Raw genomic sequence first — 13,496 nt, 5'->3', positions numbered from 1 at the left:
GGAGAGCCATACAATTTTACACCTAGCAAACACCGCTTACACAATTTTATATTAATTATATAAGCGGTGCATATCTGAGAGGTAATCTATTCTACTATTAGTATCAAACGACTTAATGAGACTAACTATTATAGAAATGATTGAATCCTTTATATAGATCTTCCTATTTACGGGAACGTGAATTCTCGTACAATTCCATATCCTGTGCCAGCGCTATTAGTCGCAAATGCTCTATAGTATACAATAAATTGCCTACTTGGAGTTGTCAAAGTTCTCGAAAATGTAGTTCCAGTTGTTGTCGAATATCCTACAGCAGGGGAGTTATAATTAAAACTATTACCCGTTGACCACTCAAACCCTTTGGCAGTTATCGTACCTCCACCGTCACTAGAAATAGAACCATTTATATTAGCCGACCCTATTACAACGTTGGTGGCTGGGCTTGTAACAACCGTTGGGACAACCACAGCATTTGTTGTTGTAAAGCTACAAATAGGCCCATAACCTGTTCCTGACGGCCCCGTTATATACGCGCGGTAGTAATACAAAGTATTTCTATTTAGGCCAGTTAATGTCGCAGCCAACCTATTTGAATTAATTGAAGCACTAACCATAGAAGTATTCGTATTGGTTACTACTAGAGTAGAAGAAGACGAAGATGTGGAATACAAGAATCCACTAGCAGTCACGCTTCCGCCATCATTTGTTACAGTTGCTGAAACTAACGCAGAACTTCCTAGAATACTACTAGCAGATGTACAGGTCTGACTGAATGTAGGCAGAGTATAGGAATCTGTGACCAAACTACATACAGGACCATAGGCCGTACCTGCTGAACTCTTCGCATAAATACGGTAATAGTAGGTAGTTCCTGCCGTCAATGTTGGCATATATACTTGGAATTGGCCTAAACCGGAACCACCCCAGGTAGACGTATTTTTAGTGCCGGTAGGTGTCGCTGCCGATATATTCGCTAAGGATGTAGACCAAATAGCCCCTCTTTCTCGCGAATTACTATAATTATCAGTACCCCAGCTATCTAGATTTCCAATTAATGTTGCATCAGTAAAATTAATAGCAGATGGCGTTACACAGGTTGCTCCCACCACTGGAACATCTGGACCCACAGTCGTGAACTGACAAAGCGGTCCATAGACTAAATTACCTGTTGTATTGATTGCATACGTTTTATAAAAATAGGTTGTGCCAGTACTTAAGTTTGATATAACAAAACTAAAGGCGCCTTTTCCAATACCTGAGCTAACTAATGTATTTGTTCCTCCCTTTGTATAGGTTAATGTTGAGGATGTTCCATACACAAATCCTTTTTCCAAATTAACATCTCCTCCTTCATTTGTCACTTCACCATAAATTTTGGCAGAAGTCTTCGTAATATCAGTCGGAGTGATACAAGCTACATTAACTGTAGGCGCAGCATAATCATTCGTTGTGAAATCACAAACCGGCCCATAAGTAGTCCCTTTGGTATTTTTACTGTAGGCTACATAGTAATACTTCGTTTTAGGCTTCAGTGAAGAGATAACGAAACTGTAAGATCCTTTGACCGTAGAGGTACTTATGATGGTTTGAGAACCTGAGTTTTTGTAAGATAAATTTACATTAGCTGTATTAAATATGAATCCCTTTTCTAATGTCGGTATTCCTCCATCTGCCGTTACATTTCCAGAGATAGTAGCCACATCCACACCTACACTAGATGCCGCCACACAGGTTTGATCTACTGTAGGAGCTGAGTAATCAAGTGTACTAAATGAACAAATAGGGCTATAACTAGTACCAGCCTCATTCTTTGCATAAGAAACATAATAGTATTTAGTACCTACAGTCAGACTACTAAACGTCATGCTTATCTTACCTGAGGTTGTTAAAGTAGATTTAACTGTTTGAGATTTCGCATTATTATATGTTAGATCTGCTGCAATTGAAGATGTACTTAAAATGATACCGGTTTCAAGTTTAGTAGATAATCCCGTATTGGTAATATTGGCATTTACGGTGGCTTCGGTATATGTTATAGCTGTCGCTGGTAAGCAATTCGGATCGGTGCTTGGCAACTTAATATCCAAGGTCTTCAAAGTAATCTCTTGACCATAACCAACTCCTACTGCATTTAAGGCATAGGAACGCACATAATACGTAGAACCTGGATTTAAGTTTGCGATAGGGGTATCGTAGGCATTTGTCGTGCTCCCTGAAACAACTTTGTTGTTCGTGATCTTAGCTCCAGCCGTAGTACTCCAGCATATTCCTCGTTCAGTAATAGGACTTCCGCCATCCAATGTGATGCTCGAAGTGATGACTGCACTATAAGGAGTAAAGGAGGCTATAACCGTAGGTGAAAGTCGAGGGGCACTTTTTGGGGTATTGAAACTTAAGTCCGTCCCATAAACAGAACCCGATTTGTTGATGGCATACGCTGCAACAAAATATTGAGTATTGGGTAATAAATCAGTGGCTTTAGCAGAGAAAAAACCAATTCCTAGGCCTGACTTAGTTGTTTTGTTGGTAACCTTAGGTTTAGCAGCAGTATGGTAAGCAAATCCGCGCTCTGTAATTCCATCATTACCGTCTTTTAGAATATTCCCCTCGAACAAGGCTGTATCTGATGAAATGACGGTTACTTTACTCGTCGTCAATTCAACCTTATTACTTAAACCTATGGTAGGATCTTCAAATCTTGTACAGGACAAAATCACAAAAACCAATAAGAATGTATATTTGAGATTCTTCATAATCCTAAAAAGCAAATCCGACATTTAAATCAACTGAAATATATCCTTTTGATGGAGCAGAACCCATCAGATAACTTGCTCCTGCCATCATATAGAATGGCTTTAACTTAACCGAAACACCAGCCTCTAACTCAGCTCCTGAATTATTGTAATTCACATTCTGTGCCCACGATTTTGTAGGAGAGGTCCCATTTTGATACGAAGATATATCAACCCCGTTGTAGTAAGATTGAGAACCAATTCCACCTCCTAAGTAAACTTTGACATCGTTTTGATTCAAAAAGAATCCTAAAGTATACGATGAACGAACATTTACTTTTTCACCATTAAAGGAATAATAATTGCCAGAGTTCGCAGGGAAATTAGTGATGGATTTACCATCCGTGACAAAAGAATTAGTCTTATAATCACCAATAGCCGTCGCATTCAAGGATTGTCTTGTTCGCAAATACACTCGATGAGAACCTACCGTAATTACCTTTGTTGCTAGATTCCCCATTTCGTTAGAACTTGCCCCGATAGTGAAGAAGAAATACTTATCTAATTTTCTAGGAACTGATAACGTTACTTGCTCATTTGATTCGCACTCGCCAAAAGCTTTCACAGCAATCGTTTTTGCTTTTATTGCATTAAAATTAATATTTGTTGAACCTGAATTTAGAATCTGTGCACCTACAGGTTTATTTGAATCGTCATATTTGGTCACCTCATTAGATATATACCAAATCCAATTCGAATTATTATTCAATTTCGCTTTAGTAGTATTAATAGACAGTTTAACTACTCTGCCTTTACTACTTGTATCAAGTGTGATTTCGTCTGGCAAAATAGAATTCTCTACAACAGTAATGATGGTTTGAAGTTCTGGCGTTGTCACGCACTGGTCCGTTACATAAACACCATAAGTTGACGTTTTCTGAGGAGTAAAAGAGAACGAAAGACTATTAGAAATAATTTTCTTGAAATGATCTCCATTCGTTTCGTACCAATTTATTTTTGAGCTTGCATTTAAATTAGCTCCTTGCAGTTCTAAATTCACATTTTGACCTTGACAAATTTTGGTCATACTTGTAATGATCGTCGCTTTTGAAAAGTCCGTGGGTGCTACTACTTCAATTTGATGACTTATACTTCCCACCTCGTTAACTCCCTCAGGTGCGACAAAATAAGTAGTCGGTGTAACAGGTTGGTCTATAGAAATTCGCTGACCACGTTCTATAATGGGGCCAGTCTCAGAATTGATACGCCAAACCCATTCCGCTTTTCCTCCAGATGGAGTCTCGCCTAAGCCTCCACCAATAACTTCTAGTGAAATCTTTTTTGTTGTATTGTTACAAACAAATGCAGGACCATTGATTCGATCTGCCTTTCTTGAAATTGTCAGGATTTTAACCTCGGTTGAGGCATAATCTGTTTTATTACCAGTTATATAAACAAAGTATTTTTTGGTATTATTAGCTGCCTTTATTTTTAGAGTACTCGTTTCTGCGCCAGCAATAACCTTACCATTAACACTCCCCTCTGTCCAAACATACTTAGATCCAGCAGTTACAATTTTGCCTCCCTCGGCGACAAGTATTATGTCATCACCAGCATATGCTTCGGTAGGACCAGTTATAGAGGTCGGGGCAATGTTCGGATCTACGACATCAATATCTTTGTCAAAGCTGGGTTGATTTTTAACCGAAGTTTCAATAATCTTAAACTCCTTTCCCTCAAATGAGAAATCTGCTAAATCATTGTCTCCCTCACTAGAATAGTTTGTTAAATCAATTGAACGAGTAATGATCTTACGCTTTCCATCACAAGTGGTAACTTCAAATTTCCAGGATAACCACTTATTCAATCTCCCTGAATTTATCTCCGATTCTAAGGATACAGAATTGCTTATTTGAATCTTATTATTTAGTCTCCTCGTATCATTTGCCTCCTCACACTTTACTTTACTTTTCTTAACCTTAATTGTAATACTATAAATTGAATTATGGCGAAAAGTATATAGGTCCACAAAATCTCCTTGGGCAACGACCGGGGATGCTTTAACTAATAGAAGCAAGATGACTATAAAAAGCTGACCTACTATACGACTTGATGACATTGGAATTAGCATATGTAAAAAGTAAAGATAATTATCAATCTAGTAAACACTCCCAAAAAATTATTTAACGGTCATTAAATTCAAGCCTTATAGCTTAATCAGCAAAATCACTTTAAATAATTTGACCGTTAAATAAAAAAGGATTGTTTTTACCACGCTGAAAAACCTTATTTGTAATTAAAATAATTACGTTAAACCTAATATTACGAATATGCAAGCATTCTCAATTGGCAGATTAAATACATGTGACATTGTAATTAGTGACTCTAGTGTATCTAAAATGCACGCTAAAATTGACCATCAAAATGGACAAATCACGATCACCGATTTAGGGTCAACCAATGGGACCTTTGTTAACGGATCCAAGGTTTTTGGCACACAGACATTAAACCAATATGATATTGTCAAAGCAGGAAATGCTCTTGTACCTTGGATGAACTATGTAGATTTTAGTGGCAGATCATCATCACCATCAAATATGCCATCAAATGACCAAAGCTCCTATATTGAGGTGCCTAGTGTAGGTGATTTTATGATTTATTTTCTCTTATTAGCCATTCCACTTGTCAACCTAATTATGGCGATTATTTGGGCTAACAAAGATGAGCCTAGTAATATTATAACAAAGAATTTTGCCAAAGCATGGCTTTGGTGGATACTGATTATAACCATTGTATATGGCTTAATCTTCCTAATTTTTGCTGGAGCTATTTTAGCTTCAATGTAATTATACCTTAATATAAAATCATATCCATAACATGAGCAACTACACTAAATGTCCTAATGGACACTTATATCCAGATACACAGTCAGCTTGTCCTTATTGCCCTAGTGGAAATGCGACAAGTATAACACAGTCAAATAACTTAGACAAAACATCCATTACTACACCGAATAATGGTAGTGGGGGAACTGATTTAAACAAAACTCAAATCACAGGCGGCAATGATGGTGGCGGCAATTTGGATGCGACACAGCTTTTTGGAGCACAAGCTTCCCCAGCAGGCGAGTCATTTGGAAAACCAAGAGATCTGAATCGTACCTTTATCCAGACGGATGAGGATTCTGCTGATGGAACTTTTGGAGAAGGAAGTGCGCGTCCATCACGCAAAATTACAGCCTGGTTAATTTCCTATACTTTGGACCCGATGGGTGTAGATTTTAGAATCTATGAGGGCACGAACACGATCGGACGTGATCCTGAAAATACCATTTCAATTACGGAGGACAAGAGCATTTCTAGTAAGCATGTTTCTTTACTTTGCAGAAAAGAGCGCTTTTATTTAAAAGATGAAATGACCGCGAATGGTACTTTCATTAACGATGAGGACATCGAAATTGGAATCCCATATGAATTAAAAGATGGTGATAAAATCAAAATCGGGTCTACCATATTGAAGTTTAGAACAGCAATTTAACAAACTATGAACAAGTCAAAATGGATTTTAGCATTACTTTTTCAAGGGGTGCTCTTATTTTCTTATGCTCAAAAATTTGATTTCAATCAAGAATCATTTGATTTCAAAAAATTCCCATCTGTTACCTCAACAGTCTGGAATAGATCGATCTACCCTATCGATACGAGCTCATTTTCAATTAGAGAAAACGACAAGAAAGTTCAAATTAAATCCATTGTTGAAATTGGTGCCCCTGCTCAAGCTAAAAAGGCATCAAGTAAGACAGTTTTGATTTTAATTGAAAACCATTATTTGCCTAAAGGGGTCCAAGAAAGAGCCTTTTTTAAGACGGTACTTTCCATGGGTCTTTCAGGAAAAATCAATCCGAATGACAAAGTTTATGTAGCGACCTTTGATTGGTTTAGAGGCGGAAAATACCTTTTTTTAGAGGATACAAATCCAAGCAATAATGAGCAGGATATTCTTAGACTAGTAAACCAAATTAAACCTAAGTCATCTCTTCCAAATCTTCAGAAAGGGTCTGATATCTATTTCGCGATTGATGAAGCACTACAGTTCCTGGGTAAATCAAAAGATGCCTCCAGCAAAAACATCTTATTGTTGTCTGATGACTTACCCAATATTGCCAGTCAAAAAACCATCAAAGAGATTACCGATTTAAGCCAAAACATGGATATTCCCATCTATGCCATCGGTTATAATATGGGAGCAGCTCGTTATCAACCTGTCACTGAAAATGAAATTTGCAAGGTTACTAATGGGCAGTATTACGTAAGCAAAAGCAATAACATCTTTGAAACTTCTGACAAAATTGGTCGCTTTTTCGAAGATATGATCCAAAATTCCGCAGGTAAATATTACAACATTACCTATAGTTCTAACCTGACAAAAACAGGTGCTGAAAATGAAATTGGAATCTACCTGGATAACGTTAAGGTCCACACTACCGCTGTCAGTTACCCTTTTAATCTAATTGATTGGATCAAAGCCAATGTACTTTTATTCCTAGGTATCCTACTTGCTATCGGCCTATCTGTCTGGGGCGCTATGAGGTTCATCAAGAACAATCAAGAGAAAAAAGCCCAAAGATTGCAAGAGATTCAAGAGAAAGATTATCTGCACAAGCAAGAGATCAATAACATCTTGGACAAACAGCGTGAAACAGAAGAAAAGATCGCTAGACAAAAAGCGGAACTTTTGGAACAACAAGAACAAGAACGTTTGGATGCATTAATGAAAAAGAAAAATGCATTTCCGCGTATCACTTATGATCACAATGGTAATCGAGGAGAATTCTATATAGACAAATCTACCTTTACTATTGGTCGTGATAAAGAATCAAATAACTTCCAAATTAACATCGCGTCAGTTTCTAGAAAACATGCGTCGATTAAATTCATGCCAGATGGCAAATTTATCATCCAAGATTTAGGTAGTTCTAATGGAGTACTTATCAATGGGCAGAAAATTGATTTTTCTCCCCTTGTGAATGGTGACCTTATTCAATTAGGGGATGTAAAACTTAAATTCAATATTTAAAGACGATGTCAAATACGAAATATATATTCAATCATGCTTCATTAAGTGATGTAGGGCTTGTTCGCCAGCTTAATGAAGATCGCGAGTTAGTCGTTAGAATCAATTCGGATTGCATCGCCTACATTGTATGCGATGGCATGGGTGGTCATGACAGTGGGGATAAGGCCTCTGAAGCTGCGGTTCGCTTTATTTCAGAGTATTTGACAACAAAACCTATTGAAAATACGACCATAGCGTTAGTTAATGCCATTAAGTTTGCCAACCAACAAATTTACTTTGAGAGTAAGGTTAGCCCAACTAGCAAAGGTATGGGAACTACGGCGGTGGTCATGTTGCAATACCAAGACGAAGTTCACATTGGACACATTGGAGATAGTCGTGCTTACCTATTGCACAATAATCAACTTGCTCAAATCACTAAAGACCACTCTGTCGTTCAAGGTATGGTGGACCAAGGATTAATTTCAGCAAGTCAGGCGGAACACCATCCGCGAAAAAACGAAATCACCAAGGCATTAGGTATACGCGAAAACGAAGAACCGTCTATTTCGAAAAATATCAAGGCCGTAAAAGGAGATCGCTTAGTACTTTGTTCAGATGGGCTATCTGGTTTGATAAGTCATGAGGTTTTTGAATCAACCTTAGTAACCCAAACTGACCCTAAAACTTGCGCCAAGCAATTAATCAACTTGGCTAAACAAGGTGGCGGCCACGATAATATTACCGTTCAGGTAATTGATGTAGTGGAAAGTCCGCATAAACAAATAAAAGAATCGAAATCGAATCAAACTTTGATGCTATCAATAGCGGCAGGTTTTGTAGGCTTAATCGTTCTTTCCTTTTTTGGACTAAATTTGATCCAGAATCAATTTTTCGGCGGTAGTGGAGATGAAAAAGAAATGGCTACCCCATCACAAAGAAAAGGCACAAGCAACACTAAATTAAAAAATTCGATAAGTGAAGATAGCTTAGAAAACGTACTTCACTTCACAAATGAGGAAGAACGCTATAAGGACTTACTAGAAGACCAGAATTACAAAGAATTGAAAAAATCGAATGTAATAGCTAAGTATGATTCTGTCCATAAGAGGTTTGTTTTATCAGAACTATTAAAGGCAAAAATCAAACAATCGCGTCAGTCTAATAATACACCCCCAAAAGTAAAACCTGTTGTTAAAAAGAAAACGGATGTGGTGCAAAAAAATTCTTCCGACACCACAAAAAAAGGTTCAGCCGATCCAAAAGTAACCGTAGTAATTCCTAAGAAAATAGGTGAAACTGACACTTCTAAAAAAAATAAAGTACTTCCAAAAAAGAAGAAAAAAAAGAAATAAAATTGATTTTCTCCAGAAGTAATAAATTGAAATTTAGTTTAAGTAAACCCAATGAGATTAGGACAGTACGATACCATTCAAACGCTAAGTGAAGGAGCTTCCGGGATTGTATACCTTGCAGTTGATACGCATTCTGGATATCCAGTGGCAATCAAAGTATTAAGGCAATCATTTCATGGCAATTCTGTAGCGGTAGAAAAATTCAAAGAAGAGGCGAATAAATACCTCTATTTGAATCATCATAATATCGTAAAACTCAAAGATTACAATTTGAATCCTCCTTACTTGGTGATGGAGTATATTGAAGGGCTTACTTTAGATGAATATGTTAAGAATCATTATCCGATGGGGATACCAGAGAAATTAGCCATTCAAATTATGATTCAGATTGTGGATGCCATCTCGTATTCTCATTCGCAAACCAAGCCGGTGCTACATCTCGATTTAAAACCGGCTAACATCATGATTAATAAAAACGGACTTGTAAAAGTGATTGATTTTGGCATTTCCCGTGAATCAGGCCAAGTTAATCATGCTATGTTTGTAGGAAGCCCCTACTATATGAGTCCAGAACAGGTTAATAACGCGAATGTCACCCAACTTTCTGACATCTATTCTCTGGGATTAACTTTCTATTTCTTGTTGAAAGCCAAAGTTCCCTATGATCCAAGTTTGGGAATAGAAGAGGTTTTTTCCAAGAAATTAAAAGGCGACTTAATTGGAATCAATTCGAAAAATTTCTCGGTTAACATAGCCAATATTATCAGTAAAGCAACCATAACAAATACCGCTTATCGTTTTCCAAATTGCCTAGAATTCAAAAAAGCACTCGTTTCACTTTTATAATTTGATATCATGATTAATGCCATTATTGCGAACTACAAAGTGATTTCCGTCTTAGGAGAAGGAGGAATGGGATCTGTATACTTAGGTCAGCACATTCACGTAGATAAAAAGGCAGCCATTAAATCATTGCACAAGCGCTTACTAAGTAATGAGCAAATCAAAACTAGGTTTTTAAATGAGGCCAAAACAATGTCGGGATTAAAACAGCCCAATATTGTTGAATTATATGATTACGAGGAAAACGATGCCGGGTGTTTTTTGATTATGGAATATGTAGATGGTATTCCATTGGATGAATATATCATCAAAGAATCTGGACCTATTCCTACCGAAAATGCGATTAAAATTTTCAGTGGCATGTTGAAAGGGTTTGCTTATGCACACAAGAAAAAAATCGTGCACCGGGATGTAAAACCGTCGAATATCATCATTTCAAAGGACTTTAAAACGGTGAAAATTCTGGACTTTGGCATTGCAAAAATACTAGATGACAACAATCGGAATTTGACCAAAGACGGAACCCAAATGGGGACGGTATATTACATGAGTCCAGAGCAAGTGCGTGGTGAAGCTTTGGATAAATTAAGCGACATTTATTCTCTAGGGGTGACCTTGTTTCAGATGTTGACGGGCATCAATCCGTATGCTAAATACAACACAGAACTAGACATCTATTTAGAAATTACTAAAGAGCCTTTACCTAACGTTCAAAGCATCTATCAATTTGCCTCTCAAGAACTGAATGCAATCATTCAAAAGGCTACGCAGAAAGATAAAAAGGATCGTTTCCAGACTTGCGAGGAATTTTTAGAGGCCATTAACCAGATCGGAAATCCGACTTCTACCTTTGGAGCAACGACAATCACTACCCCTCCTACACCCGTTGGAACACCCGTAGGAACGGGAGGCATGGAGTTCGAACCAGCTGTACCATTTTGGCAAAATAAAAACATCATTTCGGGCGTGGTACTGGTTTTGATTATCTTATCAGGTGTTGCATATTATTTTACAAATGTATGGCCAGACCAAGAAGCTACTTCTGGAACAATTGTAATGTCTGATACCACTTTGAGTACAACCGATGCAACTCCTGCAACAACTCAGTCATATACTGTTACAACTAAAGATAAAGTGCCGTCAGCCGCAAAAAATACTCCAGCAGTTGCACAACCCGTGGACGAAAGAATGTCTGTAAGTGGGTCTGATCTAACTTCATTAAGTAACAGAATAAAAGAGGAATCTGCTCGAATCTTAAGTAATAATCCCTTTTTATATCCCGTGGGGGTTAGACTAAATCTAGCATCAATGTCTTTTTCGTGCCGTTTTGAAGAGCGATCTGCACCAACTAACCTGATTAAATTAGGGTTATATTTTGGACCAGAAAACGTGGGTTGCGAGAGTTGCGAAAAAGTGCTTCAAAATAACGCAGGATCTGTGGTTTTGGCCAGCCAAAATCATGGGGGATATGACGCGCAGGTGATTGGAATTAGGTAATAAATAGTTTTCTAGAATATAAGGAAAATATAGAATCATGTTTGAATTCTCCGTTCCATTTACAAAAGATGTTTATTGAAGAAACCCCTAGCCCCAATTTAGAATGCGAAAAGAGGCATTCTATTACAGAGCCGTAAAGTTAAATATTAAGAGAATATTCAAGGAATGTGAAAATTTGTGGAGAAAAGGATCAGATTTCATAACTAGGTTGACTAATATTTTACTGATCTCCTCGTGTTCCTAAAGCACACCATGAGGATTATTAATAATGTATTAATAACGAATAGAGCCGATGGATTTTGAAATTTATTGAGTTTCCGCGAACTTGAAGTTTCCCCTAAAATTAGCTTATAAAAATTTACTTCAAATGTGTTTCTAACTAATTAAATTAGCCCAATTCAATATATAATATATGGTTCTTCTTCATTGTTATAGGATTTCTTCTTTCCTTTCATATTAGTTGGCTTGGGCCGAACCAAATTACTTCCGCTATAATCTTTTCTTTTTTTAGGACTAGCTAATTTATTAGCAGTCCTATTGGGTCTCGAAGCTTCATTAGGCTGCTTTTTATTGATGTAGTCTTTTTGGGTGCCGTTATCTTCCTTTCGGTTAGTGAATTTTTCTTCTCGTTCGAGTTCCTCTAGCTTTGATTTTTTTGACTTTCTTTTAATTTGTTTGTCTGAATAATCATTATTATTTGATCTACTAGTCAAAGGAGGGTTAATAGTACTAGAATCAGCACTATTATTATTATTAGTTTCACTTAGAAATTGTTTATTTGCTATTTCATAAATGTTATTTAGCAAGACTAAAATGAATACCCCCCCACCAACAATAGCACTTATTTTAAAGAAAAAATTTAAAGAAAAAATATTACTATTAATTAACTGTTTATTATCTGACACACTTTTTGCAAGTAACTTATTTGAAACACTAGGTTTAAACGAAATTAAACGATCCATAAATGTTTTACTCGTAAATCTAGAACCACTCTCAGCTGCCAATTGTAATGCATGTGCTAGATCAAGACAATTGTAATACCTATCCTCTTTTCGTTTATGACAAGCCTTCATAACAACATTTTTGAATATTGAATTTAAAGTGAATTCAGGCAATGGCTCATTAACAATCTTAGTATAGGTATTAAACACAGAATCTGCTGGACTATATGGCGACTTACCATTAATAGCATAAAACATTGAAACACCTAAAGAGTAAATATCACTACGATAGTCAATTGATTTATCTCCTTTTACTTGCTCCGGACTCATGTAGATTGGTGTACCAAGTTGAGTTCCAGTTTGTGTTACACCTACTCCTTGGCTATATAATTTAGCAATTCCAAAGTCGAGAATTTTAACTTGGCCATTAGATAGGATAAATATATTAGATGGATTTATGTCACGATGAACAATTCCATGATCATGCGCATATTGTAAAGCTGATAGTGATTGAATAAAAACATCTATGACTTCCTTTTGAGAAAGTGGTCCATTCAATTTGATTTTATCATTGAGATTTACACCATTTAAAAATTCCATTATAATAGATAATCTCTGAGGTTGTTCATCAAAATCGATCACTTTGGCAATATTGGGATGGTCTAATGAGGCCATCAGCCTAGCTTCATTTCTAAATCTTTCCCTAATTTGGGCATTCCCAGAAAGAATCGGACTCAGAATTTTAATGGCAACTTTATTCCTAAGCACAATATGAATTGCTTCATACACAGATGCCATACCACCCTCGCCAATTAATCTAATAATCTTGTATTTCCCAATAAGTTTATCACTCATGTATTACTTCTTTTACTTTTCAACACTTTCGTTACTCAAAAGGCTTTATAATTTTGTTGGTATTAGCCTTTAAAAGGTGAAAAAAAACTCATATTAAAAGGTAAATATCAGGAATATTCAATTATTAAAATTTAAAAAATCAACTATTTATCTAACGGTCATTTTTCCTTTAAACAAGGGAGTGACAGCTCCACTTCGTTCCGCTGTCAGCCCGCAGG

General features: G+C 36.7%; 9 protein-coding genes. 6 read left to right on the top strand and 3 right to left on the bottom strand.

Annotated features, from left to right (window positions below; translation table 11 throughout):
• Positions 1–167: 167 nt before the first annotated feature.
• Both SKC37_RS00360 and SKC37_RS00355 read right to left on the bottom strand, forming a co-directional pair.
• Positions 168–2,753, bottom strand: a complete 2,586-nt coding sequence (locus SKC37_RS00360) for a fibronectin type III domain-containing protein (RefSeq protein ID WP_377979559.1) — start codon at positions 2,751–2,753, stop codon at positions 168–170.
• Between the two features lie 4 nt (positions 2,754–2,757).
• Positions 2,758–4,599, bottom strand: coding sequence for a hypothetical protein (locus SKC37_RS00355; RefSeq protein WP_377979558.1), 1,842 nt, complete (start codon positions 4,597–4,599; stop codon positions 2,758–2,760).
• A gap of 463 nt (positions 4,600–5,062) precedes the next feature.
• Between SKC37_RS00355 and SKC37_RS00350 the strand changes: the two genes are divergently transcribed.
• The 6 genes from SKC37_RS00350 to SKC37_RS00325 are packed head-to-tail and all read left to right on the top strand — an operon-like array spanning position 5,063 to position 11,482.
• A complete protein-coding gene (locus SKC37_RS00350; RefSeq protein WP_377979557.1) occupies positions 5,063–5,578 on the top strand; it encodes an FHA domain-containing protein in 516 nt (171 codons plus the stop codon).
• 31 nt (positions 5,579–5,609) lie between these two features.
• The gene (locus SKC37_RS00345; protein WP_377979556.1) at positions 5,610–6,269 is read left to right on the top strand and encodes an FHA domain-containing protein; all 660 of its coding nucleotides are present in this window, start codon (positions 5,610–5,612) and stop codon (positions 6,267–6,269) included.
• Between the two features lie 6 nt (positions 6,270–6,275).
• Positions 6,276–7,808, top strand: a complete 1,533-nt coding sequence (locus SKC37_RS00340; protein ID WP_377979555.1) for an FHA domain-containing protein — start codon at positions 6,276–6,278, stop codon at positions 7,806–7,808.
• Between the two features lie 5 nt (positions 7,809–7,813).
• Positions 7,814–9,142, top strand: coding sequence for a Stp1/IreP family PP2C-type Ser/Thr phosphatase (locus SKC37_RS00335; RefSeq protein WP_377979554.1), 1,329 nt, complete (start codon positions 7,814–7,816; stop codon positions 9,140–9,142).
• 51 nt (positions 9,143–9,193) lie between these two features.
• Positions 9,194–9,988: a serine/threonine protein kinase gene (locus SKC37_RS00330; RefSeq protein WP_377979553.1), complete on the top strand. Its 795-nt coding sequence runs from the start codon at positions 9,194–9,196 to the stop codon at positions 9,986–9,988.
• Positions 9,989–9,997: 9 nt separating this feature from the next.
• The gene (locus tag SKC37_RS00325) at positions 9,998–11,482 is read left to right on the top strand and encodes a serine/threonine protein kinase (RefSeq protein WP_377979552.1); all 1,485 of its coding nucleotides are present in this window, start codon (positions 9,998–10,000) and stop codon (positions 11,480–11,482) included.
• A gap of 398 nt (positions 11,483–11,880) precedes the next feature.
• Here the strand turns inward: SKC37_RS00325 and SKC37_RS00320 are convergent, their stop codons facing one another.
• Positions 11,881–13,278, bottom strand: a complete 1,398-nt coding sequence (locus SKC37_RS00320) for a serine/threonine protein kinase (protein ID WP_377979551.1) — start codon at positions 13,276–13,278, stop codon at positions 11,881–11,883.
• Between the last annotated feature and the right edge of the window lie 218 nt (positions 13,279–13,496).

Source organism: Aquirufa esocilacus (assembly GCF_042715595.1).
Taxonomy (GTDB): Bacteria; Bacteroidota; Bacteroidia; order Cytophagales; family Spirosomataceae; genus Aquirufa; species Aquirufa esocilacus.
Note: the sequence above shows the minus strand (reverse complement) of the source record. Positions and strands in the feature narration are given on the sequence as shown.